This is a genomic window from Tropicibacter sp. Alg240-R139 (assembly GCF_900537075.1).
GTDB lineage: Bacteria > Pseudomonadota > Alphaproteobacteria > Rhodobacterales > Rhodobacteraceae > Falsiruegeria.
Genome location: NZ_UNRA01000001.1, coordinates 1,279,685 through 1,305,224 on the forward strand (window position 1 = coordinate 1,279,685; position 25,540 = coordinate 1,305,224).

Below are 25,540 nucleotides of genomic sequence, written 5' to 3' on the forward strand. Positions count from 1 at the left end.
AAGAGATATGTCCAAGGCAGAACAGCGCGAACAGATGACCAACGGCGCAGGTTTCATCGCGGCACTCGATCAGAGCGGCGGCTCGACCCCCAAGGCGCTGGCGCTCTACGGCGTTGATGCGGCGCAGTACGGTTCGGAAGAGGAAATGTTCGCCGAGATCCAGAACATGCGTGCCCGCATCATACTGTCGGACGACTTTGACAAGAACAAGGTGATCGGCGCGATCCTGTTCGAACGCACCTTGGGCGAGCAGATCAACGGCAAGTCCGTGGCCAATTTCATCTGGTCGGAAAAAGGTGTCGTGCCCTTCCTGAAGATCGACAAAGGACTGGAAGAGCAGGCAAACGGCGTTCAGATGATGAAGCCGATCCCGGGTCTGGCGGACACTCTGGCCAAGGCGGACGGAGTGTTTGGCACCAAAGAACGCTCGGTCATTCACGAAGCCAACGCCGAAGGCATTGCCGCTGTCGTGGCGCAGCAGTTCGATGTGGCCCGCGAAGTGATCGCTGCGGGCATGGTTCCGATTGTCGAGCCCGAGGTCAACATCCACTCGGAAACCAAAGCGCAGGCCGAAGCGATCCTGAAGGCGGAAATCCTGAAGAACCTGGACACCCTGGCCGAAGGTCAGGACGTGATGCTGAAGCTTACCATCCCGAACGAAGCGAACCTGTATGACAACCTGGCCGATCACGCCCGCGTTGTGCGTGTTGTGGCCCTTTCAGGTGGTTATTCGACTGAAGACGCTTGTGCGAAACTGGCCGAAAACGTCAAGATGATCGCATCGTTCTCGCGCGCGCTGACCGAAGGCCTGTCCAAGCAGCAGTCGGACGATGAATTCAATGCGGCTCTGGGCAGCAACATCGACAAGATCTATCGCGCGTCGATCTGATCTGTTTGATATGATTTGCAAAAAGCCGCCCTTATCGGGGGCGGATTTTTCTATCCCGCTTTGCGGAACTCGGCACGTAACATTGCGGCCTTCTCGCGCATGACACACCCGACGGCGTGATCATTGACCAGCCCCATGGCCTGCATGAATGCAAAGGCGGTGGTGGGGCCCACAAACTTCCACCCGCGTTTCTTCAAATCCTTGGACATGGCGGTCGATGCCGGGATGATGCTGGCCGTCTGTGGTTCAGGCAGGTCAGCGGGGTCGGGTTCATAGGACCAGACATAGGCGGCGAGAGAGCCGCGTTCGGCCACCAATTCTTGTGTGCGCTTGGCGTTGTTGATCACAGCTTCGATCTTGCCGCGATGGCGGATGATACTCGCATCTTGGAGCAAGCGTTCAACATCGCTGTCATCGAACTGAGCCATCTTGTTGAAATCGAACCCGGCAAAGGCCGCGCGAAAATTTTCGCGCTTAGCCAAAATTGTCCGCCAGCTGAGGCCGGATTGAAAGCTCTCAAGGCACAGCTTTTCAAACAACCTCTGATCATCCCCAACAGGATAACCCCATTCGGTATCGTGATACTCAAAGAACTCGGGCGCGGACCCGGCCCAAAAACATCGGGGTTTGCCGTCAGGCCCATCAACAAGTTTAGTCATTTTGATCCCCTTTTGTTCTGCATCCATAAGGGCAGCAAGATTTCATGTAATCAAGTGTTTTCTGCGTCGCGATGCCAGTTCAATACGTAGACACGGATGGCTGAAGCCAACCCAGTCTCGGGATCGCGGTTCACATCAATTTCGGCGGCCAGTACATTGATTGGCATGTTTTTTATCTTGGAAATGTCACGGAACGCCGTCCAAAATTCATCTTCCAAAGATACCGAAGTCCGGTGCCCTTTGAGCGTCAGGGATCGTTTGACCGGAGGGCCGCTCATTCGTCGGCCTTGTGTCCATCCAGATCACGAGCGGCCTTGTCAGTACGCGCTCGGTCTAGCTCTTTCTCGGATTTGGGACGGCCGAATTTCACGGCGTTCTGGTCTGCGCGGGCCTTTTTCTCGGCCCGCGCTTTGTCTTTTCGAAACCGGTTCAGGTTGACCGGTTGAGCCATCAGTCTTTCGGCCCGATCATTTGCTCGGGGCGTACCACCGCGTCAAACGTCGCTTCATCGACAAACCCAAGTGCGATGGCTTCCTCTTTCAAAGTGGTGCCGTTTTTGTGCGCAGTCTTGGCCACTTTGGTCGCGTTGTCATAACCGATGGTCGGCGCCAGAGCGGTCACCAGCATCAGCGATTCTTTCATCAGCTTTTCGATGCGCGGCTCGTTGGCTTGAATGCCCAGAAGCATCCGCTCGGTAAAGCTGTCGGCGACATCGCCCAACAGCTGCATGGATTGCAGCAGGTTGTAAGACATCATGGGGTTGTAAACGTTCAGCTCAAAGTGCCCCTGCGACCCGGCAAAGGTCATTGCCGCATTGTTGCCCATAACATGAGCTGCGACTTGCGTCATCGCTTCGGCCTGGGTTGGGTTGACCTTACCCGGCATGATCGACGATCCCGGTTCGTTTTCAGGCAGGATCAGCTCGCCCAGACCCGAACGCGGGCCTGAGCCAAGGAAACGGATGTCGTTGGCGATCTTGTACATCGAGCCGGCCACGGTGGCCAACGCACCAGACATGAACACCATAGCGTCATGCGCGGCCAGGGCTTCGAATTTGTTGGGCGCGGTGACAAAGGGCAGGCCGGTGATTTCGGCCATGTTGGCGGCGACTGTCTCGCTCCAGCCGTGTTGGGTGTTCAGGCCAGTGCCGACAGCCGTACCGCCTTGGGCCAGCTCATAGATGCCGGGCAGAGCAGCCTCGATCCGGGCGATGCCCTGACGGATCTGGTGCGCATAGCCGCCGAATTCCTGACCCAGGGTCAGCGGAGTCGCGTCTTGAGTGTGCGTCCGGCCGATCTTGATAATGTCTTTGAATTCTTCCGACTTCTGCTCCAGCCCCTCGGCCAGTTTGGTCAGGCCGGGCAGCAGCACGTCGCGCACGGACATTGCAGCGGCAATGTGCATGGCTGTGGGGAAGGTGTCGTTCGACGACTGGCCCATGTTGCAGTGATCGTTGGGGTGGACCGGATCCTTGGAGCCGATGACGCCGCCCAGGATTTCGATCGCGCGGTTGGCGATCACCTCATTCGAGTTCATGTTTGACTGGGTGCCCGAACCGGTCTGCCAGACAACCAACGGGAAGTTGTCGTCAAACTTGCCCTCGAAAACTTCGCCTGCTGCCTGGATCACCGCATCAGCGACGTTGGCGTCCATTTTGCCGCTTGCCTTGTTGGCCATGGCGCATGCCTTTTTAATCACGCCAAGCGCGCGTACGATTGGAACAGGCTGTTTTTCCCAACCGATGGGAAAGTTCATGATCGAACGCTGTGTCTGCGCGCCCCAATACTTGTCTGAGGGGACTTCCAGCGGGCCAAAGCTGTCGGTTTCGGTGCGGGTTTCGGACATGTGTTCACTCCGGTTGGTAGGCGTTTGTATGCCGTTTAGCCAAGGCAGCTCTGTCGCGCAATTGGCCAGTTGCGCGCAGCATAATTCCAACACCTGCGAAGGTATAGACGCCGATCGCGTTCATTTTTCCGCGCGCAGTGTGAACTGAGCCATTGTTCCCGACCGGGCGCGGGTTAGAATAAACCAAACACGCACATTTCCCGCGAAAGGACATTTGATGCACTATTCGAGCTTGAGACCAATGAGGCCAGCGATTTGGGCTCTGGCCGCGGCCTTTGTCCTGATTTTGGTTGGAATAGGACATGCGGGCAGCACCCTGATCGAACCTTTCATAGGTGAATACAAAGGCTCAGCCGATGTTGTTAATGCGGATGGATCCAGTGCGCCGCGCGATATGAGCGTGGAGATCAGCCAGAATGCCGACGGATTTAACGTCACTTGGAGCTCGACCACATACAAGCCTGATGGGCGCACTAAGGAGAAATCCTATTCTGTTGACTTCCTGACAACGGACCGCGCGGGTGTCTTTTCAGCGGCGATGAAGCGCAATGTGTTTGGCCATGCCGTGCAGCTCGACCCGATGAAGGGCGAACCATATGTTTGGGGTCAGATCGTGGGCGACACATTGACCGTCTACAACCTGTTCATCGATGCCACTGGTGGGTACGAGCTGCAGCAGTTTGATCGCACCATTTCCGAAGGGGGCCTGACGCTGGAGTTCTCGCGTCTCAGCAACGGAAAAGAGGCGCGCACGGTCGAAACCTTTCTGGAAAAGCAGTAGCGTTCTAGAAAAACAAAAACGCCCGCATCAAGCGGGCGTTCAGAGTGTTTCAACTAGGGTGTTACTTGCGGAAACTGTCCAGCGACACAACCTCGGCATCGTGGGGTGCGTCATCTTCGACGTCTTCCACCATGTCTGCCTCCACCACGATGGGTTTGTCTTCGTCGTCATCCTCGGACTCGGCGGTCTCGAACCGCAAACCAAACTCTACTGACGGGTCGACAAAGGTCTTGATTGCGTCATAGGGGATATAAAGCGGCTCAGGCGCATCACCAAAATTCAGGGTGATCGCAAACCCGTCGTCGCCGACATCCAGGTTTTCGAACCAATGCTGCACGACAACTGTCATCTCGCCTGGGTAGCGATCAGACAACCAATCGGCAAGCTCGGCATCTGGATGCGAGGTGTCGAACGTGATGAAAAAGTGGTGTGCACCAGGCAGTCCATGCTGGGCGATGTCTTGCAAAACGGTCTTGATCAGACCGCGCATCGCCGTGTGCATGAGGTTTCCGTAGTCGATGTCCCGAGACATGTCATTCCCTCAAAAAGTCTTGTCCTTACCATAATGGATTCGAACGGAAACAAAAGAGCAGCCGACACACAAATTGATCAAAGCAGATGGGCAGATGCGCCAAGGACCGCCATCAGGATCAAAGTCTCGCCCAAGCGCCGTTTCAAGCCCCACATCCAGATGGCCGAGATCAGGCAAAAGACACCCGCTGTGACGTCGAATGTTGCCCATTCAGGCATGGGAAGCTTAAGCACGCCCCATTTGAGTTGTGTGACGTGTTCAAACAGAACATGCAGGGCAAACCAGACCGACAGGTTCAGGATGATGCCAACAACCGTGGCTGTAATCGCTTGCAAGGCGGACGCCAAACGCGGGCGAGCGGCGATGTGGTCCAGATAGGGCGCGGCAAGGAATATCCATAGGAAACAAGGCACAAATGTCGCCCAAAGCGCCACGATCCCGGCGGCGATGGCGAGTGAAGCGCCACCAGCCAGCTGACCGGTCAGCATTGCCACGAACTGTGTCACCAGGATCAAGGGGCCGGGTGTTGTTTCAGCCAGCCCAAGCGCGTCGATCATCTGATCTGTGCCGATCCAACCGTATTGATCCACAATCGTCTGCGTCATGTACGCCAAAACGGCATATGCGCCGCCAAAGGTGACAACCGCGAGCTTGGCAAAGAACCAACCGAGATCGGAAAGCAGCGATTGCCCAGCCAGTGTCAAAGACACCAAGGGCAAGAGCCACAAGCCGCCCCAAATCACGGCTGTCCGTAACGTGGCTTTGGTGTCAACTTTGGGCAGGGCCGGTGTTTCGCCGGTTTGGGCGTTTGCATAGCCCCATAGGGCCGCCGCAGCGATGATGACCGGGAATGGCAGGTTCAGCGCAAAGATCGCCAGAAACCCCAACCCCGCAAGACACCAGGACGCCCGACCTTTGAGCGCCTTTCGTGACAGGTTTCTAAGAGCTTGCAAGACGATTACGATCACGGCCGCCTTGATGCCGAGGAACATGGATTGCACCACTGGCAGGTCGCCGTACTGCGCATAAAGCGCAACAAGAAGGGCGATAACAAAGGCGCCTGGCAAAACAAAGAGGCCACCGGCCAACAACCCGCCCCAGACACCGCGTAGTTTCCAACCCGAATAAGTGGCCAATTGCATCGCCTCAGGCCCAGGCAGCAACATACACAAGGAAAGCGCGCGCAGGTAGGATTGCTCGTCCAGCCAGGGGCGCTCTTCAACCAGTTCTTTGTGCATCAAGGCGATCTGGGCGGCTGGCCCCCCAAAGGACATCACACCGATGTGGCCAAAGACGCGGGTCATTTCGGAATAGCTTGGTGTCATGCGCCGTGCCCTTCGGACCAAGTATGCTGTTCGCCTTGACCGTCGCGTGCCCACCGATAGAGCGCGTCGTACAGGATCATACCAGCGTCAAGCTGATCGAGATCCGACTTGTAGGCGCGCGACAAACCAACGGAGATTGCCATCAATCCCGCCGCTTGCGGGGCCAGATCATGACAGTCGGTATCAGCCGCACGGATGACGGTCGCCATTTGCTCCAGCGCCGGGGTTAGTAGGCCAATATCCCGGATCATCGCGTCAAACGTGCAAAGCTCCCCTTCGTGGGTCCAGGGCGCGTTCACCGTATCAAACGCCGTCGCGGCGAATTTATCCGCCACAGCATCCACCTCGGACGGAGGGACAAACAGAAATCGGGCTTTGGGATCAACAAAGCGGCGGATCAACCAGGCGCAGGCGATGCGGTCAACCTTGGGTCGGTGGCGGGTGACCCAGCTGCTTTGGCCATCTGACATTTCTGGCAGCACGGTAGGATTGATCGTTGGAAATTTGGCATCCCGCCACGCAAACATTCCCCCTTCGAGCACCTGAGCGGGCACTCCAGCAGATCGCAGAACCGCAGCAGCCCCATGGCTGAGCTTCAACCCTTTTTGACAAACGATCAGAACCTCTTTGCCCTGCAGTTGGGCGCATAGATCGTGGATGTGGTTGTGAGGCCACCGATAAGAAATTGGGATCAGATGAGGATCGTCGCTGAAATCCGCATCGATGCGCACATCTACGATTACGGGACACTCGGGTGTTCCGATCCGGCGCATCAGGACATTGGCGGGAATAGAATTAAAGGCAGGCATATCGGCATCCTTCCGCTTTGGTACAGCAAAGAATGCGAAACTTGGGCCTGGGCCTGACGGGGCGTTCGCACGTTGACCCCATGCGCCATGGGTAACGGAAAGCGGCGCATGGGGTCAATGGCCTGGCCGATAATCAGCCAGAGAGGGAACTTGGTTCTACGCCCAGGAAAGCTGCTGGCCAGTCATGCAGACTGGCAGAGTATCCTCGGGCAGCTGTCCGAGCTGTTCGAACAACGAGATAAAGTCAAACTGATTATAAGCCTCGACGACTTTATCATCCTTGAAACGCGCCATCACCTGACCCGTCACCTCAATCGGGGCGCCGTTGTCGGCGCGCGAGGTGTGAACATGCAACATTGCCGCCACCCAGTCACCGTTCTCGACGGTTTTGGGCAGTTTCACGTCAATCTCACCCACGTGATAGCGAAAGGCCGTCACGAGATCGCGAAAGTCGTCAACGCCCACCTGCATTTCCGGGATTATCCCTTCGGCCATTGTTTCAGGGTCAAAGAATTTTTCGATGGCGTCGACATCGCCATGGACCCAAACTTGGTCATACCATTTCTTCAACAACTCGGATTTCGTCATCTTGCACCTCCATCGTTGCGAGGTCCAAACTGAGACTTAGTGGTGAACAAATGGTGAATAACTATGCGACAATGCACAATTAACACTAACAATTTAGGGATAAAGTGCAGGTTTCTGTTGCCAGGTACCTGCGAACCCCGCCTAACGCTGCAAAGCACTAGGACTTAATTTTCGGTGTTAGGTACAGCTTACGCTGCAACTGCTACCGGAGCACGATTGTCATTTGCAATTGTACATTTTGGGCCGATACGGTGGCACCCAGCCGAAACAAAGCTAACCCCTTTAGACGTCCGTCGATCCTATTTCGACCCCAATATGCCCAAATGAAGCATGTATGGTGGAGTCGCCGGGTACCGCCCCCGGGTCCGATCCGTTTATTACGAGCGCGTTTATGTCCATAGTCCCGAAGGACACACCCTATATAGGCAACCAGAGCGCAGGTTGCAATCATTGGGTTTTCCGTATTTTTGACAAAAAGAAGCAGGGCGTTACGTGCTGCGGCTCATGTTGGTGAGGATAAGAAAGCCGGCCAGGGCAGCCTCGATTCCTCCAAAGGTCAGCGCCTTAATAAATGGCGGGTTATCCAGGGCGAGCGACACCAACCGTCCCAAGGCGGCGCCGGCATATACAAAACCGAGCATGGTGAAGGCCGCAGGCGTGCCCAGCCAAAGAGCCGCAGCGGCGGTGACAACAAAAAGCCCCCCGACCGAGGCGCGCATTTCACTGAGCCCCATGTTGCTGTTTGTCGGCGCAAGGTCTAGCGCGCCCAACGTAAAGCTGGGTGCCAGAAAGCCGAAAAGGCCGAACGCAATGGTCAGCAGCGCGGAGAGGGTGTTGAGAGTGGGGATCATACGGGACTCCTTTGCATCCGAGTTAGAGCCCCGCTGGGTCAGGGCAACATCAGGCAGCGTAACAGGCGTCGAAGAAAGCGCGTTCAAGTTCAACGGCGCGTATGAATAGAGCCTCGACCTCATTTTGGGCGGCTTCATCCAGTGTTGGCCAAACTTGATCCAGCTGGGTTCGCAGGTAATCGACGACGCCTTCGAACCCTTCACCTGCGTGCAGTGTGATCCATTCGGCAAACCAGAACGGCAGATTTTCGCGTGGCGGATTCACCGGCGTGGCCCAGCTAAGATAAGTCCATTCAGCAACCACCAGCACAGCGAGCATCAACTCGTATCGGCCAGAGGCGACGGCTTGAGCCATCAGCGCTTGAAAATCCTTTGTAGCGGGGGCGGGCGTCGGATTTTGTTGTGCCTCATCCATTTCGAGCGCCTCAAACGATCGAAGAAAGTAGGTGTTCTCTGGGCCCGTGATGACCGCCAAAAACTGTGCGGCAGGGACACTGTCAGCTAATGACGGTGCATGCGCAATCGCACTGGCCAACAAACGCACAAAGCCGTCGATGAACTGATAATCCTGCGCAAGATACCAGCGCATTTTGTTCAACGGCAGCGTGCCGTCGGCCAGTTCGGTGGTGAACGCGTGGGTCGTGGCGGCATGCCAATCGTCGGCGGCCAGTTGGCGCAGGTGTTCCGTGGGGCGCATTGGTGTCTCCTTGATCTTGGTTCTTGACCGCGCGTCTAGGACGGAATGGGCCGTAGGCACAAGATCAGCTTTTGTCGCGCGCCGCCCGCGCGGCCATGACGTTGTCCTTTAGCGTCAATGTATAGGCCGTGAGCTCTTGCAAGGCTTCGTCCGCTGCGGCGGCATCGTTGTTTTCGATGGCGTCTGCGATACGGGTGTGCAGGGTCACGATTTCCTCGCGCGAGCGGGCTGTGAAAGTGATCATGTTCATAAGCGGCTGCATGGCCTCGACCGCGCCAGCCAGTTGATAGGATAGAACCGGATTGCTCGCCCCATCGACCAGCGCACGGTGAAAGGCCACGTCCGAGGCGCAGAAGGCCTCGTCCGTCAGTCCAAGTTGACTCTGGCGCACGATTTCAGCCCGCATCGTGGCAAGATGATCAGGCGTGCGACGGGTCGCAGATAACGGCGCGCAGGCCCGTTCCAAAGCAAAGCGCGCTTCACAGGCGGTGTCGAAGCTGACCGCGTTCATGCTGAGCAGCAGAGTTGAGGTTGTGACCTGCTGCGAATAGGCATCTTCAAAGCTGAGACGGTTCACAAACGCCCCGCCAGAGGCCCCGCGTTGGGTGCGGATCAAGGATTGCGCTGCAAGCCGTTTCAGAGCTTCGCGGACCGTCGAGCGAGAAACCTGGAACTGTTCGCACAGCTCTGTTTCAGACGGTAGGCGTTCATCCACGATCAGTTCTCCACCGATGATGGCATCCTTAATCGCCTGAGCAATCTGAACCGAAAGATCGGCGGAACTGTTGGGATCAATTTTCATTTCGGCACCATTTTTCATTTGTCTGACATTTAAAAGTCTGACATTTGAGTCGTAGGGGATGACTCGGGGAGGATCAAGTGAGCCGTCTGTCCGTCAGATCACTTTTGTGGCTTGGGTTCTACGGGATCATCCTGTGGGCATGGTGGGTTATGTACTCCATGGCCATTGATATGGATCTGGACCTGATCGGTCGCCCGGGCCCGATGGGCGAGGCGATGAGACAGATGAATCCGCGCATGGATATGTACATGCCCATGGCGGAATTCGGCCCGCTGTTCTCGATGTGGGGTATCATGATGGCCGCGATGATGTTGCCGACACTGGTGCCCACCTTACGCAGCTATGAAGACCTGATGGCTTCGGCCAATGGTACGCGGGCAGGGTGGGTCGGTGTTTTGCTGGGCTATTTCCTGATTTGGCTGGGTTTTGCAGCCGCCATCACCGGCGTTCAATTGGCGCTTCTTTTTGGGGGGGTGGTGGACATGCTGGGCATTGCCAAATCTCCTTGGCTGTCAGCTGGTCTGCTAGTCGCGGTGGGCGCCTTTCAGTTCACCCGTGCAAAAGAGGTCTGCCACGGCGTATGCCATGCCCCAATGATGTATTTCATCGCCAATTGGCGCACCGGGTTCGCGGGAGGTCTGCGCATGGGTGTTGGGCTGGGTGCGTTCTGCGCCGCCTGCTGCTGGGGCTTCATGGCGCTTGGCTTTGTCGGCGGCGTCATGAGCTTGTTGTGGATGGGGCTCGCCACCTTCTTCATGGTTTTGGAAAAACTACCGCAAATTGGCCACCATGTGACCAAACCCTTGGGCGTTCTGTTGATCGCCGCGGGTCTGTTCCTGCTGGTCTATGTCTATGTTATTGGAGGATAACCCATGGCAGTGAAACGAAAACCCAATGCCGACCGCTTGCCGGTCAGCCAGCGGATCGACAGCCGCATGGCCAACCCCAGCCGTCGCGACAAGACGCCCACAGATTGGGCCATCAAGGGCGAGCTGATCTTGAATTGTTCCTGCGATGTGTTCTGTCCCTGCGTGGTGTCGCTTGGTGCGCACCCCCCGACCGAGGGGCACTGCCACGCCTGGATGGGGATCATCATAGACGAAGGCCATTACGAGGGCGAGGACCTGTCGGGTCTGAACGTGGGCCTGCTGGTCGACATTCCCGGCCGTATGGGTGAGGGCCAGTGGAAGGTCGCTGCATATGTAGACGAAAACGCCAGCGGCAAGGCCTATAACGGGCTGCTCGAAATCTTCTCGGGCAAGGCGGGCGGCACCACGGGTCTGTTCACCATGCTGGTGAGCGACATCATCGGCGCCGAGCGCGCTCCGGTAGTGATCGAACGTGACGGCGCCAAGCGTCGCATCACGATCGGCCGCAAGATCCAGGGCGAAATCGAGATGATTGGCGGGTTGGATGCAGAACACCCGGTGATGGTCAGCAACTCCAAATACTGGATGGGACCGGACATCATCGTTGCGCGCGGTCTTAAATCCAAGGTCCGCGACTATGGCCGCGTCTGGGACTTTGGCGGCAAGTCCGCCGAGATTTGCCCGATCAATTGGAGCGGTGCACGCTAAGAAAACCTCCTGCCGTCGAATGAGAGCATCGACGGCAGATCATCATCTGTTGAAGGAGACAAGGCATGGCCATCATCATGCCGTCGCGCCGTGTGCGTAAGACACCATTTTCGCCGGGGGTCGAGGCCGCCGGTGTCAAAGGCTATACCGTTTATAACCATATGCTATTGCCGACCTGTTTCGAAAGCGTCGAGGCGGACGCCGCCCATCTGAAACAACATGTGCAGGTCTGGGATGTTTCTGTCGAACGGCAGGTTCAGATCAAAGGACCAGATGCGCTGCGGTTGATGAAGATGATCAGCCCGCGTGACATGGACAAGATGGCGAACGATCAATGCTATTATGTGCCGTCGGTCGACCACAACGGCGGCATGCTGAACGATCCGGTGTCGATCAAACTGGCCGATGATCATTACTGGCTGTCCGTGGCGGATGGAGATCTGTGGCAGTATGCCCTTGGCCTCTCCATCGGTTTGGGGCTGGATGTCGAGGTGGATGAACCGGACGTCTCGCCTTTGGCGGTCCAAGGTCCCAAGGCCGACGACTTGATGGCGCGGGTTTTCGGTGATGCGGCCCGTGACATCAAATTCTTCCGCTACAAGCGCTTGGCGTTTGAGGGGCAGGAGTTTGTTGTGGCGCGGTCTGGCTGGTCCAAACAGGGCGGGTTCGAGATCTATGTCGAAGGATCCGAGTACGGCATGCCGCTGTGGGATGCGCTGTTCGCGGCAGGTCATGACCTGAACGTGCGCGCCGGGTGCCCCAACAATATCGAGCGGATCGAAGGCGGGATGCTCAGCTTTGGCTCAGACATGCGGCGGGACAACACGCCCTATGAATGCGGGCTTGGGCGGTTCTGCAACTCGCCCGAGGATTACATCGGCAAGGCGGCCCTGGCCGAGCAAGCCAAGAACGGCCCGCCGCGCCAGATCCGCGCTATCGTGATCGAGGGCGAAATCGGGGCGTGTACCGGGTCTTGGCCGTTGCTGGCGGATGGGCGTCAGGTGGGGCAGGTGGCCTCGGCGGTGTTCAGCCCCGAGTTCGGGGTGAACGTCGCCATTGGCATGGTTGATCGATCGCATTGGGGCGCAGGCACACGGATGGAAATCGAGACCGAGTACGGGATGAAATGGGCCGTCGTGCAAGAGCGGTTCTGGAGATGAGACGGGTCAGGGGGCGCTGCCCCCATCGCGGCGAGCCGCGATTCCCCCGGGATATTTTTGGCCAGATGAAGTTGGATCTGGCGCTTTGGGAAATGGAGAACTGACATGTTCAACGCATTGGTTGTTGAGAAAGACGAAGAGAGTGGCAAGGCAAGCACATCGGTTCAGCAGATCGGTCTGGATGCTCTGCCCGAGGGCGAGGTGACCGTAGCGGTCGAATATTCCACCGTCAACTATAAGGACGGTCTGTGTCTAAGCCCTAGCGGCGGCGGGCTGGTGCGCAAATATCCGCATATTCCGGGCATCGATTTCGCCGGCACAGTCGAGGCATCGTCCGATGATCGCTACAAGCCCGGCGACAAGGTGGTGCTGACGGGTTGGCGCGTAGGGGAAGCCCATTGGGGAGGCTACAGCCAAAAAGCCAACGTGCGCGCTGATTGGCTGGTGCCGCTGCCCGATGGGTTGGATGCGCGTCAGGCAATGGCAGTGGGTACGGCAGGCTTCACCGCGATGTTGGCAGTTATGGCGCTGCAGGACCATGGTATGACGCCGGATCATGGCCCCGTTCTGGTCACCGGAGCAGCTGGCGGCGTGGGCTCTGTCGCGACTGCGATCCTTGCGCATTTGGGCTATGAGGTCGCTGGGGTTACTGGTCGCCCTGAGACGGCTGACTACCTTAAATCTTTGGGTGCGACTCAGATTGTGGCCCGCGAAGAGCTGAACGAAACAGTCAAACGTCCGCTGGAAAGTGAAACCTGGGCCGGATGTGTTGATGCAGTGGGCGGCACTATGCTGGCGCGTGTTCTGGGGCAGATGAAATACGGTGCTTCAGTCGCATCGGTCGGCCTTGCTGGTGGCGCGGGCCTTCCTGCAACCGTCATTCCGTTCCTGCTGCGCGGCGTGAATCTGCTGGGCATCGACAGCGTCATGCAGCCCTATGACAACCGCCTGCGTGCCTGGCAGCGCGTTGCAACCGATCTGCCGATGGACAAGTTGGAGGCGATGATCCACGCGGCCACTTTGAGCGACTTGCCACAGCTAGGCGCCGACATCTTGCAGGGGCAGGTCAAAGGTCGCGTCGTGGTTGATGTGAACGCCTGAACCCAAAATTAACAAAATTACTTCTACACCCAAGGCCCCGCCGAGCAATCTGCGGGGCCTTTCTTGGCTTAGTATTCATACGTCTCTCAGACATTTGACGCTCTGTTTCGAGCGTTCCAGTCCTGTCGTTGATTTCACCCGCTAGAAAAATGGTGCTGTGTTGTTTTCGGATGTGATGGTGTCAATATCCCCGTGTCCTTACTGCGAGATTTTAAGTCGCCCCCACACCAGCGGTCGATGAATCTCCCGGTTACAGATGAAGCACCACGCCAGTTGCACGCTCTGCAGGTTTCAGAAAAACCATCGGGTTCGGTCAGCTTTCACCCACCTCAAGTGTGGCGCCAGTGACAGTTCCATAGAATTGCAAGGCAGAGTGTAAATCGCTGACAAGGATTTCACCCCGGACCAGAAAATCCTTTGGTTGAAATGTCATCTTGTTGCTCCGTTGTTCGACGCCGAGTCACACCGCCAGCCCTTGATGACAGTTCACGTCATCAGAGGCTCTTGACCTTGTCCCTCAAGCCCGTCATCCATTTCGCAAAACAAGTCTGGGGGAGGCCATGGCGCTCGATATCGAATTTGTACGCAGTCAGTTTCCTGCGTTTTCCGAAACCGTGCTTGAAGGGCAGGCATTCTTTGAAAACGCAGGCGGGTCCTATACCTGTCAGCAGGTCATCAACCGGCTGACCCGATATTACACACAACGCAAAGTGCAGCCTTATGCCCCCTACGACGCCAGCCGTTTGGCGGGTGAAGAGATGGACGAGGCGCGTGTGCGCATGGCTGCGATCTTAGGGGTAGACACCGACGAGCTGAGCTTTGGCCCCTCTACCACTCAGAACACATATGTGTTGGCGCAGGCCTTTCGTCAGTGGATGAAACCCGGCGAAGCCATCATCGTCACCAATCAGGACCACGAAGCCAACACCGGCCCCTGGCGGCGTCTGGCGGATGAGGGGATCGAGGTTCGAGAATGGACCATCGATCCCGAAACCGGGCACCTAAACCCAAGCGATCTGGAAGATCTGCTAGATGAAAAGGTGCGACTGGTCTGTTTCCCGCATTGCTCAAACGTTGTGGGTGAGATCAACCCCGTGACCGAAATCACGTCGATTGCCCATGCAGCTGGCGCCTTTGTCTGCGTTGATGGCGTATCTTACGCGCCGCACGGATTTCCGAATGTGGGCGAGCTGGGGCCGGACATTTACCTGTTCTCAGCCTATAAGACCTATGGCCCGCATCAAGGATGCATGGTGATCCGCCGTGCCTTGGGCGAGCTTCTGCCAAATCAGGCGCATTATTTCAACGCGGGGGTGCTATACCAACGCTTCACACCAGCCGGACCCGACCACGCGCAAGTCGCTGCCTGCGCCGGTATGGCCGATTACATCGAGGACCTGAACACCCATCACGGCGGACCGTCCGAAGGGTCGGCTGAAAAGGGTGCCTTTGCCCATGACCTGATGCGCGCCCACGAGGTGGCGTTGCTGCAACCACTGTTGGATGCGGTCAAGGATCGCAATTCTGTCCGGTTGATTGGCCCGGCCAATGCCGAGATGCGCGCGCCTACAGTTGCTTTGGGCCTGAATCGCCCAGCCGAACCGGTGGCCGCTGAGCTGGCCAAACTTGGCATCATGGCTGGGGGGGGCGATTTTTATGCTGTGCGCGCTTTGCAGGGGATGGGAATTGACTCTGAAAAACACGGTGTTCTGCGGTTGAGCTTCACTCACTACACGTCTCAGGCCGAAGTTGACGCGCTGATCGCGGCCCTGGATCACGTGCTCTGATCGGTATCTCAGACTCAGACCTAAGACAGAATTCGGCGTCGTCCTTCGGGAGGCGCCGTTGTTTATTTCGACAGTCAACAGCCACGGAAAGAGTGAAATAACAGGCAGTAGCGGCCCAAAGTTCGGGCTAAATCATTCAAAACTTGCCAGAAACGCCATCTCGCCCTAGCGTTACCTTAGAGCCACTAAGGGGAGGAAAGATGGTTCTGACTTCAACGGACGGGCAGAAAGATCTGCCAAGATATTTCGCGCAGGTCCATCGGATGCTGCACAAATTGGAAGCCGGACGCTTGGACATCGTTTTGCCAGATGGGCGGCGGTTCCGTACAGAGGGTGCAATACCCGGTCCTGTTGCCCAGATCGACGTGCATCATCCTGATCTGTTTGCCAGATTAATCCGCGAGGGAGATCTGGGGTTTTCGGATGCCTATCTCGAGGAATGGTGGTCCTCACCGGATTTGCGCACCTTTATGGATCTAGTGCATCAAGGATCTGAAACGGTTTATGATCATTTCCCGGGCCGGGGGTTGATCCGCGCTTATGAGCGATTGCGGTTTTGGTTGCATCGAAATCACAAGGAACAAGCAAAGAAGAACATCTCGTATCACTATGATTTGGGGAATGATTTCTACTCTCTCTGGCTAGATGATACGATGACCTATTCCAGCGCGCTGTATGAAACCGGGCAAGAAAGCCTGGAGAATGCGCAGACCGCCAAATACGAAAGTTTGGTGGACGAGCTGGGTGTTAAGCCCGGTGATCACGTGCTGGAGATTGGCTGTGGCTGGGGCGGGTTTGCCGAATACGCTGCAAAGGAACGCGGGCTGAAAGTTACGGGGCTGACAATCAGTCAGGAGCAGTTCAATTATGCCACGCAAAGGATTGAGAAAGCTGGGCTTTCTGATCAGGTAACCTTCAAGTTAAAGGACTATCGCGACGAAACTGGAAGCTATGATGGCATCGCGAGCATCGAGATGTTCGAGGCGGTCGGGCAAAAGTACTGGCCGGTGTATTTTGATACTGTTCGCGACCGGTTGAAACCGGGTGCCCAGGCAACGTTGCAAATCATCACGGTGAATGATGCCCGGTGGGAGGTTTACAAAAACGGCGTTGATTTCATTCAGAAACACATCTTTCCGGGTGGCATGCTGCCTGCACCTAAGATCCTGCGCGAGCAGGTCGATCGTGCGGGGCTTACCTTTGTCAAATCCAAGGAGTTCGGCAAGAGTTATGACCTGACTTTGCGCCGCTGGTACGACACCTTTAACAACAAGTGGGAACAGATCACCGAGATGGGGTTTGACGACAGGTTCCGCCGGATGTGGAATTTCTACCTGACATCTTGCGGCGCGGCCTTTTACATGGGCAACTGCGATGTGACCCAGATCACCATTGCCCGCAAGGGCTGAAGCACGACCAAAGAAAGACCCATTAAATGCCCGACGCCGCCCGACTTGTTGCCGCCGTGAGCCTGGCCCTGATTGCCTTTATCGTTTCAGGTCTGGTTATGCCGCTGATGCCCGAGGGGATGGATTTTGGCTATTTCACCTGGGTAAACGTCGGGCTCGGTGTGCTTTGCGGCTGGGTTGTCATGGGCAAGCGGGCAGGGCGCGGTATTACGCCTGCCATCAACAACGGCGTGACAGGGGTGCTGGCCCTGCTGTTTTGGGGGCTGTTTGTGCAAGGCGCTTACGAGATGTTTCGTCAGGCCATGCGCAACCGGTTTGACGGCCCGTTCGAGGCATTGGGCGCGATTTTCACGATCGGGTTCGATTATGGGCTGACCATCATGGTGCCCAGCATTATATGGACCTTGCTTGTCGGCGGCGTGCTGGCCGGTCTCGCGACCGAGTTTGCTTGGCGTCAGTGGCGGTAAGACCCTAAATCAAAAGGTTCATTTCGTGTCCGATCTCTTTTTTTACGGCACTCTTCGGTATGTGCCACTTTTGGAACTTGTGCTGGGTCGCACAGCAGATCACATCAAGCTGACGCAAGCTGAATTGCATGGCTACGGTGCTTATGCGGTGCGTCACCAAATCTTTCCTATGGTCGACAAGGGCGAGGGGCGTGTGACCAAAGGTCTGCTGGTTCAGGGGCTGACACCTGAAGACATTGATCGGCTGATCTACTATGAGGGCGGTTTTGATTACGACCTGCACAGGTTGCCACTGCGCACCGACCGGGGGGAGCATGTAGTGGCCGAAGTCTTTCTTCCGGTACCGGGTCTGTGGGAACCTTCAACACCATGGTCACTAAAGGATTGGGCGGCTGATTGGGGCGAGCTGACAATTCTGGCCGCCGAAGAAGTCATGTCACACTATGGGCATCTGCCAGCTTCGGAAATCGAGCCGCGCTTTTCGGCGATCCGGATGCGGGCGCAAGGGCGGCTTGCAGCACGGCGGCGCGAGGCAAGCCAGACCTGGGACATCACGCGCGACGTGGTTGTTCACGAGCATTCCCGTCCGTACCTGGGATACTTCACGATGGAAGAGGCGACGCTGCAGCATCGCCGCTTTGACGGCTCGATGGGGCCGATCCTGCATCGCAGCGCGCTGATCAACGGTCATGCGGCCGTCATTGTGCCTTATGATCCGGTGCGCGATTGCGTCTTGGTCATTGAACAATTCCGCGCGCCTGCCTTCTTCGTAGGCGACCCCAACCCCTGGCTGATCGAAGCCGTCGCCGGCATGGTCGATCCCGGAGAATCACCCGAAGAAGCGGCCCGCCGTGAGACCCGTGAAGAGGCCAATGTTTCGGTGACGGAACTGTTTTCTGCCGGTGATGGATATTCCAGCAGCGGGTCGTCGGCGGAATTCCTCCATCTTTTTGTAGGTCTGGCGGATCTGGCCGAACCCGCTACGACCGGGGGGCTGGCCTCGGAAGGCGAGGACATTCGCAGCCATATCATCCCGTATGCCGAATTCATGGACCAGTTGGATCAGGGCAAGTTGAAAAACGTTCCGCTCATCTCGATCGCGAACTGGCTGGGCCGAAACCGGGATCGTTTGCGCAAGAACATTTGATCGTGGGCCGCGTGCGATGACAGCTTGAGGTCGCGTCATCTCAGCGATAAACCTGTTACACATATTCAGAACTTTGGGGGCACCATGCGCATTGCACGCGATCTGGCCGACGCCGTAGGCAAAACACCTTTGATCCGGCTGCGCCGTGTCAGCGAAGAAACCGGTTGTGAAATCCTGGGCAAGGCTGAGTTCATGAACCCCGGCCAGTCGGTCAAAGACCGCGCTGCGCTGTATATCATCAAAGATGCAATTGCGCGGGGTGAGCTGAAGCCCGGCGGAACCATTGTTGAAGGCACCGCCGGCAATACCGGTATCGGTCTGGCTCTGGTTGGGGCCTCGATGGGGTTCAAGACAGTGATCGTGATCCCGGAAACTCAATCCGAAGAGAAAAAAGACATGCTGCGATTGGCCGGTGCTCAGCTGGTGCAGGTGCCTGCCGCTCCCTATCGCAACCCCAACAACTTTGTGCGTTATTCTGAACGCTTGGCACATGAGCTTAACAAGACCGAGCCCAACGGCGCGATCTGGGCCAACCAATTCGATAATGTTGCTAACCGTCAGGCGCATGTTGAAACCACGGGGCCTGAAATCTGGGAGCAAACCGACGGAAAGGTCGATGGGTTTGTATCCGCGGTTGGGTCGGGTGGCACGCTGACTGGCATTGCTGAAGTGCTGCAACCCAAGGGCGTCAAGATCGCTTTGGCCGACCCGATGGGGGCTGCGTTGTTCAGCTACTACACAACCGGAGAGCTGGCGACCGAAGGCGGTTCGATCGCCGAAGGGATCGGGCAGGTGCGCATCACCAAGAACCTGGAAGGGTTCAAACCCGATCATGCCTATCAAATCACAGACACCGAAGCGCTGCCGTACATCTTTGACCTCCTGCGGGACGAAGGGCTGGTTATGGGTGGTTCGACCGCAATCAACATCGCAGGCGCCGTGCGTCTGGCCAAAGAGCTTGGTCCGGGCCATACCATCGTGACGATCCTGTGCGACTTTGGTACGCGTTATCAGTCGAAATTGTTCAACCCCGATTTCCTGCGCGAAAAAGAGCTGCCGGTGCCCGAGTGGATGACCCGCGCCCCCAGCTCTATCCCAGGCGTGTTCGAGGACACCTGACATGATTGGCCTGCGCCGCATATTACTGGCGGCCTGCGCCGTTTTATTGCTGGCCTTTACCAGCATGGCCCAAGCCCAACTGTCCGAAGAAAGTCGCGACTATTACAAGGGCTGGCTCAGCACTGCTGAACGGGCCGAAGAAGCGGTGGACGCCAACAAGGCGTCCAATGCAGCTTTTGAGCAGCTGCGCGCGGACATCAACGACTATCGCGAAATTTTTGACCGAGTCCGAAACCAGAACTCGGAACGCATTCGTACACTCGATGGGCAAATCGAAGCTCTTGGACCGGCGCCAACGGACGGCAAGACCGAAGCCACTGATTTGGCTCAGCTGCGCAAGCACCTGGAAGACCAGCTTGATGCAGTGCAGGTTCCCCGCATTATCGCCCAAGAGGCTTTCAGCCGCGCCAATGGCCTGATTGACGAGATCGACAGGGTCATACGGGGGCGACAAGCCAAGAAGATGCTGGAGCGGGGACCAACCCCACTGAACCCGGTCTACTGGCCCTTGGCTTGGCATGATATCCAGGAATCCAGCCGCGCCCTGGTCAATGAAACTGTTGTCAATATCCGCGCTGATACAGTGCGCGAGCAGGTTCAGAACAACGCACCTGCAATCATCGTATTGCTGGTCATCAGCGCGGTATTATTGTGGCGAGGTAAAACTTGGTCACAATACGCGGGCGATTACTTGCGGTCCTTGGGTGGACGCGGAACCGGTGTCTGGACCTTCGTCACGTCGCTGTTCCGAATTTTTCTGCCTTGGCTTGGGGTCATGTGTTTGTGGTCAGCGGTCTATCTTACCGGTGTCCTGGGCATTCGCGGCCTGCTGTTGTGGGAGCAAGTACCAGTTTGGGCTGCAACGATCTTGTATTTCAATTGGATCGGCCGACACCTTTTCCTGCTCGGAGCGCGCGAGAGCTTCAAGTTTTTGACCGCTGCTCAGATTGCGGTTCTAAGGGTGTATATCGACCTTCTTGCCATCATGCTTGTGTTGCATGACCTGGTTCTGCTGCAAGAGCAAATCGAAAACATCTCGGATGCGAGCCGAGCGGTGATATCGTTCCCGGTGATCCTGGTTACGGCATTCCTGCTGTTCCAACTGCAACGTGTACGCTCTCAGGATACTGAAGAAACGCCCAAATCAGCGGAAGACGGCCAAAAAGGCGCGGGCTTTGGCAAATTGGTCAATCTGTTCCGGCGGGGCCTGTATTTGTTGGGTATCTTTTCACCGGTTCTGGCCGCTGCCGGATATATCAATGCGGCCGAGGCTATCGTTTTTCCAGCCGTCAGAACCATTGCCCTGATCGCCGTGTTGGTGATCGCGCAGCAATTCCTTGGCAACCTCTATGGGTGGTTATCGGGCAAAGGGGATGCGGGCCGAGATTCTCTCTTTTCGGTCATCGTCGGATTCATCCTGGCCATTCTGGCCTTGCCAATCATCGCGCTCTACTGGGGCGCGCGCCAGGCGGATTTGACCGAACAGTGGTCACGCCTGTTGCAGGGGATCGATATTGGCGGAGTGGTCATTTCACCAACGAATTTCCTGACATTTGCGGTGATCTTTACTGTTGGCTACGGGCTCACTCGGTTAGTGCAGGGAGGGTTGCGCACGTCGTTGCTGCCCAAGACCAAACTGGATCCTGGCGGGCAAAATGCCATTGTTTCGGGCACCGGGTATATCGGTATTTTTCTGGCCGCTCTGGTTGCCATCACCGGTGCCGGCTTTGATTTGTCTTCGCTTGCGATTGTTGCAGGTGCCCTGTCGGTCGGTATCGGTTTTGGTTTGCAAACCATCGTTTCGAACTTTGTGTCTGGCATCATCCTGCTGGTCGAGAGGCCGATCTCGAAAGGCGACTGGATCGACGTGAACGGGCAAATGGGATACGTGCGCGATATCTCGGTTCGTTCGACCCGGATCGAGACCTTTGACCGGACGGACGTGATTGTCCCGAACTCGGATTTGATCAGCGGTTCGGTCACCAACTACACACGCGGCAACACAGTGGGTCGTGTTATTGTCCCCGTTGGCGTCGCTTATGGCACTGATACGAGGGTGGTCGAAAAGATCTTGGGCGAGATCGCCAATGCCCATCCGATGGTGCTGGCCAATCCGTCGCCCAGTGTGGTGTTCCAAGGTTTTGGTGCGGATTCGCTGGATTTTGAAATTCGCGCTATCTTGCGGGATGTGAACTGGGCGCTATCAGTCAAATCCGACATGAACCACGAGATTGCCAAACGGTTCACTGAAGAAGGGATCGAAATCCCCTTCGCACAGCGCGACGTCTGGCTGCGCAACCCCGAGGCCTTGCAATCCTCGTCGACGGCAAACGCGGCTGCTGCGCCAGCTGTTTCGCAAGGCCCAGTAGACATGACCGAAGGCGATCTCGATACAGATGCAGATGGAGACGCTGATGGCGACACCTACTGAACTTTTGTTCCGGCAGGACACCTATCTGCAAGAGGCCCCAGCGACCGTTGTGGCGCATACCGATCAGGGTGGCGTTATCTTGGACCAGAGTCTGTTCTACGCCACTGGCGGTGGCCAGCCGGGCGACGCAGGTGCCTTGCGGTGGGATGGTGGCGAGATGCCCGTGGCGACAACCGTCAGAGCAGAGGATGGCGCAATTGCTTTGGTTCCCGTCGAAGGCGCGCAATTGCCGCCTATCGGAACTCAGGTGACCCAATATCTGGACTGGGAGCAGCGCTATGCCTTCATGCGCGTCCACACGGCGTTGCATTTGCTGTCCGTCGTGATCCCGCTGGAGGTGACTGGCGGTTCGATCGGTGCGGCGAAGGGTCGGTTGGATTTCAATATGCCTGAAGCACCCGAAGATAAGGAAGCCCTACAAACGCACCTGCAGGAGTTGATAGATCGCGACCTACCGGTGACCGAGAATTGGATCACCGACGCCGAGTTGGACGCCAACCCAGGTTTAGTCAAGACGATGTCGGTGCAGCCACCGCGTGGCTCAGGCAAAATCCGCCTGGTTCGGATCGGGCAGGGCGACGCTCAGGTTGACCTGCAGCCCTGTGGCGGGACCCATGTGGCGCGCACTGGTGAGATCGGAAAAACCCGTCTGGGCAAGGTCGAAAAGAAGGGGCGGCAGAACCGCCGGGTCTACTTGCATTTAGATGGGTGATCGACGCGATTACCCCCTTGCAAATCCTTTCGGGATCATCCAAATAACCCCGACACGGAGAGGTGGCCGAGTGGTCGAAGGCGCACGCCTGGAAAGTGTGTAGGCGGGAGACCGTCTCCAGGGTTCGAATCCCTGTCTCTCCGCCATAATCCCCAAATAATTTCATTATTGGCTGGACATAAGTCCGTGACGGGCAGAGCTTTGATCAACTCGCTAACAATCAACTGCGTTTTTCCCAGTATCACTGTCGCAAGAAGGTTCTGGCTGGGGGAGCAACCCATCGCCCGACATAAGTATGGCCAATGGGCGACCCGCAGGAACATGTCCAAACGCAATCAGCAAACAAACGGTGATGGGTACACTCAAAAACGCGCCGGCGATTCCCCAGATTGTGCTCCAGACCGTGAGCGACAGGATCACCATGAAAGGCGCGAGGTTCAGCCTGCGTCCCATGATTGCAGGCTCAACGATGTTGCCAACCACAAATTGGACCAATCCGCAGCCCAACAACACGAACGAGAGCGGACCGATCGACTCAAATTGCAACAGGGCGACAATGGCAGGAAAAAGCACGGCCACGATCGCACCGATTGAAGGGATGAAATTCAGCGCAAATGTCAAAAGAGCCCAGGTTTCTGCAAAATCCAACCCGACCAGACGCAGGATCGTATAACAGAGTGCTCCGGCCACTGCGCTGCACAGGGTTTTGACACCGACATAGAGCTGCAATGCACTGACAACTTCCTTGCTGACGCGTTGGATGCGTTCATGTCGTTCACTGTCTCGAAATGCCAATGACATCTTGCGGGTCATCGGCTTGGCCTCGGCAAGCATGAACGCAATGTACAAAATCACCAAGATCAGGCCGCCGAGAAAGCCGCCGGCCTGATCAGCGGCATCCACTGCCACGCCGGAAATGTTCAGACTGCTCAGCTGCTCTTTTGCCATCTTTGCATTCTCTTCGCCGACAACTGATATGATCCTTTGAAAGATCTGCGCAAAGCGCTCTTGATAAAGCGGTACGGCTGCCGCGACCTGAGACGCCTGACGGCCAATGATTGTGGCGGCACCAAAGAGGCCAAGGATCACACCACAGATTGCCAGTATGTGGGCCAGCCAACGTGGGCATGAATATCCGCGCCATTCCAAAGAGGTGATCCACTGGATGGTTGCGGTCAAAAGGACGAACAATAGCAATGCAATCGAAAGCGGAATAAAAAAGGTCGCACCTAAGATCAGCGCGGTGACGATGATCGCGATTGATCCCAAAATCGCAAAGACGGAAACGGCGTACTGAGTTGATAGCCCAGAGATGTGCTCTTCTTTTTTGTCCAAGTTTGTTTCCTCCGAGTCTTTTCGTGATCGACAGCAAAGATGCAGCGACAACGGCCTCATCTTACAAAACTAATCCCAAAACGTCGTTCAGCGTGTCATGCAGTCAATTTCAGTCCGGGCCATCGTCGTTCATTTGCGTTAACTTTCAGCGACGTGCGCCGTATTCTTAATCGCCTTTGGAAAGAGCGCCGCAGTCCGTACACCAGTGTGATATGCCTGATTATGTAAGCGACTTGGAACGGCCATTGGTGGGTGTTTCACGCACAAGCAAGATCATGTGGGATGTATTTTCAGCCTCATGTGCTTGGGCCCACGAAGGTTCAGGTTATCAGCCCAGACAACTTCTGGTTCCAACAACTCAAACCGATGCAGGTATTGTAGCAGGAACTCAAACGCGACTTTGGCCTCGAACCGGGCCAATTGTATTCCGGCGCATAAATGAGTACCTGTTCCAAAGCTCAGGTGATGGTTTCGCGTACGGGTTATGTCGAATGCGTCAGGCGCATCAAATCTTTCTGGATCGCGATTGCCGGACGCCAGAAACATCAAGACCAAGTCCTCTTTTTGGATGTCATGACCGCCTAGTTCCATATCGCGCTCTGCAATCCGCCCGGACATCGTGACAGGTGTTTCAAAACGCATGATTTCTTCGATTGCGTCGGGGATCAGGCTGGGATCATTCTTGAGAAGCTCAAGCTGATCTGGGTTCTCCAGCAAAAGCCGCACGCCATTGGCGAGAACACAGGTCGTCGTCTCGTTTCCAGCATTCAGAAGGATCATGAGATTGGCTGTGACCTGCTCGCGGGTCAGGATACCTTGATCTTGGGCCGCAAGAGCCAGGCTGCTCAAAAGATCTTCTCCGGGTGACTTGAGGGCCGCTTCGACCTTTTCATCCAGATAATGTACAAAATCCATCACTTGCGCGGCACGCACCTCTAGATCAGCATCTTCGATATGGGTGTAGAATTTCAGGATGATCCAGGAATATGCGTCACACCATTCTTTGATTTGTTTAATGTCCTGTGGGGGAACACCTACAATCTTTGCAATCACAAGCAGGGGGAGGGGCACCGAAAACTCGCTCATGAATTCAATCTCGCCGCGATCAAGACCAGGTTGCAAGAGCTGCGCACACCGCGCCACAATATCCGCTTCGTATTCGATGACAGCGGTGCGCGTAAAGGCGGCATGAGTTGCGTCGCGCAGGTGACGGTGAACAGGGTCATCCACCTGGATCATGATCCGGGCGATGATGTCAAAGACGGGTTGGAATTCAGGCTTATAACGATACCTTGCCCGGCTGACGCGCTCTGCCGAGAATTCCTTGGATTTCAGAATCTTCGAAATATCTGAGTAGGTGAAGGCCATCCAAGCCTTCATCGACGGATCCCATGCAATTGGCGCGGTTTCACGCAGGTTTTTGTAGGTTTCGTAGGGATATTGCTGAACACGCATGCTCATTATCTCGGATACTTGCACGGTCATCTCCTCGATGGGTAGGGACCACACTGGCATCA

At 56.4% G+C, this 25,540-nt stretch carries 26 protein-coding genes, 1 tRNA gene and 1 other RNA gene; 14 read left to right on the forward strand and 14 right to left on the reverse strand.

Going from position 1 to position 25,540, the window contains the following annotated elements; translation table 11 throughout:
- Positions 1 to 7 precede the first annotated feature (7 nt).
- Positions 8 to 889 (forward strand): fructose bisphosphate aldolase, encoded by an 882-nt coding sequence (locus G6R15_RS06150; RefSeq protein ID WP_164658910.1) that lies wholly within the window; start codon positions 8 to 10, stop codon positions 887 to 889.
- Between the two features lie 50 nt (positions 890 to 939).
- On the opposite strand, the gene G6R15_RS06155 is transcribed toward G6R15_RS06150, so the two are convergent.
- The 4 genes from G6R15_RS06155 to fumC are packed head-to-tail and all read right to left on the reverse strand — an operon-like array spanning position 940 to position 3,393.
- On the reverse strand, positions 940 to 1,548 hold the full coding sequence (locus tag G6R15_RS06155) for a DNA-3-methyladenine glycosylase I (protein ID WP_164658911.1): 609 nt from the start codon (positions 1,546 to 1,548) through the stop codon (positions 940 to 942).
- Between the two features lie 50 nt (positions 1,549 to 1,598).
- On the reverse strand, positions 1,599 to 1,826 hold the full coding sequence (locus G6R15_RS06160) for a ribbon-helix-helix domain-containing protein (RefSeq protein ID WP_164658912.1): 228 nt from the start codon (positions 1,824 to 1,826) through the stop codon (positions 1,599 to 1,601).
- Entirely contained in the window at positions 1,823 to 1,999 is a 177-nt protein-coding gene (locus G6R15_RS06165) for a DUF4169 family protein (RefSeq protein ID WP_164658913.1), read from the reverse strand. The genes G6R15_RS06160 and G6R15_RS06165 overlap by 4 nt, the downstream gene beginning before the upstream one ends.
- Positions 1,999 to 3,393, reverse strand: a complete 1,395-nt coding sequence (fumC, locus tag G6R15_RS06170; protein ID WP_164658914.1) for a class II fumarate hydratase — start codon at positions 3,391 to 3,393, stop codon at positions 1,999 to 2,001. The genes G6R15_RS06165 and fumC overlap by 1 nt, the downstream gene beginning before the upstream one ends.
- Before the next feature lie 241 nt (positions 3,394 to 3,634).
- On the opposite strand from fumC, the gene G6R15_RS06175 reads away from it, so the two are divergent.
- Positions 3,635 to 4,174, forward strand: a complete 540-nt coding sequence (locus G6R15_RS06175) for a hypothetical protein (RefSeq protein WP_164658915.1) — start codon at positions 3,635 to 3,637, stop codon at positions 4,172 to 4,174.
- Positions 4,175 to 4,235: 61 nt separating this feature from the next.
- Here G6R15_RS06175 and G6R15_RS06180 read toward each other — a convergent pair whose 3' ends face one another.
- From G6R15_RS06180 to G6R15_RS06215, 8 genes are all read right to left on the reverse strand, one after another.
- Positions 4,236 to 4,706, reverse strand: coding sequence for an SspB family protein (locus tag G6R15_RS06180; protein WP_164658916.1), 471 nt, complete (start codon positions 4,704 to 4,706; stop codon positions 4,236 to 4,238).
- Positions 4,707 to 4,783: 77 nt separating this feature from the next.
- Positions 4,784 to 6,031 (reverse strand): chromate efflux transporter, encoded by a 1,248-nt coding sequence (gene chrA, locus G6R15_RS06185; RefSeq protein WP_164658917.1) that lies wholly within the window; start codon positions 6,029 to 6,031, stop codon positions 4,784 to 4,786.
- The gene (locus G6R15_RS06190) at positions 6,028 to 6,840 is read right to left on the reverse strand and encodes a chromate resistance protein ChrB domain-containing protein (RefSeq protein WP_164658918.1); all 813 of its coding nucleotides are present in this window, start codon (positions 6,838 to 6,840) and stop codon (positions 6,028 to 6,030) included. Before G6R15_RS06190 ends, chrA begins: the two co-directional genes overlap by 4 nt.
- Positions 6,841 to 6,996: 156 nt before the next feature.
- A complete protein-coding gene (locus G6R15_RS06195; protein ID WP_164658919.1) occupies positions 6,997 to 7,428 on the reverse strand; it encodes an ester cyclase in 432 nt (143 codons plus the stop codon).
- A gap of 103 nt (positions 7,429 to 7,531) precedes the next feature.
- Positions 7,532 to 7,879: a transfer-messenger RNA gene (gene ssrA / locus G6R15_RS06200) on the reverse strand.
- Between the two features lie 37 nt (positions 7,880 to 7,916).
- The gene (locus G6R15_RS06205; protein ID WP_164658920.1) at positions 7,917 to 8,279 is read right to left on the reverse strand and encodes a DUF4345 family protein; all 363 of its coding nucleotides are present in this window, start codon (positions 8,277 to 8,279) and stop codon (positions 7,917 to 7,919) included.
- Positions 8,280 to 8,328: 49 nt separating this feature from the next.
- Positions 8,329 to 8,976, reverse strand: coding sequence for a TenA family protein (locus tag G6R15_RS06210; protein WP_164658921.1), 648 nt, complete (start codon positions 8,974 to 8,976; stop codon positions 8,329 to 8,331).
- Between the two features lie 64 nt (positions 8,977 to 9,040).
- On the reverse strand, positions 9,041 to 9,778 hold the full coding sequence (locus tag G6R15_RS06215; protein WP_164658922.1) for a FadR/GntR family transcriptional regulator: 738 nt from the start codon (positions 9,776 to 9,778) through the stop codon (positions 9,041 to 9,043).
- Positions 9,779 to 9,855: 77 nt separating this feature from the next.
- Here G6R15_RS06215 and G6R15_RS06220 point away from each other — a divergent pair, with 77 nt between their 5' ends.
- The 12 genes from G6R15_RS06220 (at position 9,856) to G6R15_RS06275 (ending at position 22,834) form a co-directional block, all read left to right on the forward strand.
- Positions 9,856 to 10,647, forward strand: coding sequence for a DUF2182 domain-containing protein (locus G6R15_RS06220; protein ID WP_240336670.1), 792 nt, complete (start codon positions 9,856 to 9,858; stop codon positions 10,645 to 10,647).
- Positions 10,648 to 10,650: 3 nt separating this feature from the next.
- A complete protein-coding gene (locus G6R15_RS06225; RefSeq protein ID WP_164658923.1) occupies positions 10,651 to 11,355 on the forward strand; it encodes a DUF1326 domain-containing protein in 705 nt (234 codons plus the stop codon).
- A 65-nt stretch (positions 11,356 to 11,420) separates the two neighbouring features.
- Positions 11,421 to 12,515 carry a dimethylsulfoniopropionate demethylase gene (locus G6R15_RS06230; RefSeq protein ID WP_164658924.1) on the forward strand — a complete coding sequence of 365 codons (1,095 nt, stop codon included), beginning with the start codon at positions 11,421 to 11,423 and terminating at the stop codon, positions 12,513 to 12,515.
- A gap of 105 nt (positions 12,516 to 12,620) precedes the next feature.
- Entirely contained in the window at positions 12,621 to 13,616 is a 996-nt protein-coding gene (gene acuI, locus G6R15_RS06235) for an acryloyl-CoA reductase (protein WP_164658925.1), read from the forward strand.
- A 560-nt stretch (positions 13,617 to 14,176) separates the two neighbouring features.
- Positions 14,177 to 15,403, forward strand: a complete 1,227-nt coding sequence (locus G6R15_RS06240) for an aminotransferase class V-fold PLP-dependent enzyme (protein WP_164658926.1) — start codon at positions 14,177 to 14,179, stop codon at positions 15,401 to 15,403.
- A gap of 200 nt (positions 15,404 to 15,603) precedes the next feature.
- Positions 15,604 to 16,812, forward strand: a complete 1,209-nt coding sequence (locus tag G6R15_RS06245) for a class I SAM-dependent methyltransferase (protein WP_164658927.1) — start codon at positions 15,604 to 15,606, stop codon at positions 16,810 to 16,812.
- 26 nt (positions 16,813 to 16,838) lie between these two features.
- Complete coding sequence (locus G6R15_RS06250; protein WP_164658928.1) at positions 16,839 to 17,279, forward strand: TrgA family protein; 441 nt, start codon at positions 16,839 to 16,841, stop codon at positions 17,277 to 17,279.
- 25 nt (positions 17,280 to 17,304) lie between these two features.
- Positions 17,305 to 18,426: an NUDIX domain-containing protein gene (locus tag G6R15_RS06255; protein ID WP_164658929.1), complete on the forward strand. Its 1,122-nt coding sequence runs from the start codon at positions 17,305 to 17,307 to the stop codon at positions 18,424 to 18,426.
- Between the two features lie 84 nt (positions 18,427 to 18,510).
- Positions 18,511 to 19,545, forward strand: coding sequence for a cysteine synthase A (locus G6R15_RS06260; protein ID WP_164658930.1), 1,035 nt, complete (start codon positions 18,511 to 18,513; stop codon positions 19,543 to 19,545).
- A gap of 1 nt (position 19,546) precedes the next feature.
- Positions 19,547 to 21,976, forward strand: coding sequence for a DUF3772 domain-containing protein (locus G6R15_RS06265; protein ID WP_164658931.1), 2,430 nt, complete (start codon positions 19,547 to 19,549; stop codon positions 21,974 to 21,976).
- Positions 21,960 to 22,688 (forward strand): alanyl-tRNA editing protein, encoded by a 729-nt coding sequence (locus G6R15_RS06270; RefSeq protein WP_164658932.1) that lies wholly within the window; start codon positions 21,960 to 21,962, stop codon positions 22,686 to 22,688. The genes G6R15_RS06265 and G6R15_RS06270 overlap by 17 nt, the downstream gene beginning before the upstream one ends.
- 56 nt (positions 22,689 to 22,744) lie before the next feature.
- Positions 22,745 to 22,834: transfer RNA gene (locus G6R15_RS06275), tRNA-Ser, on the forward strand.
- A 67-nt stretch (positions 22,835 to 22,901) separates the two neighbouring features.
- Here G6R15_RS06275 and G6R15_RS06280 read toward each other — a convergent pair.
- Complete coding sequence (locus G6R15_RS06280) at positions 22,902 to 24,023, reverse strand: AI-2E family transporter (RefSeq protein WP_164658933.1); 1,122 nt, start codon at positions 24,021 to 24,023, stop codon at positions 22,902 to 22,904.
- Between the two features lie 273 nt (positions 24,024 to 24,296).
- Positions 24,297 to 25,478 (reverse strand): cytochrome P450, encoded by a 1,182-nt coding sequence (locus G6R15_RS06285; RefSeq protein ID WP_164658934.1) that lies wholly within the window; start codon positions 25,476 to 25,478, stop codon positions 24,297 to 24,299.
- Positions 25,479 to 25,540: the final 62 nt, after the last annotated feature.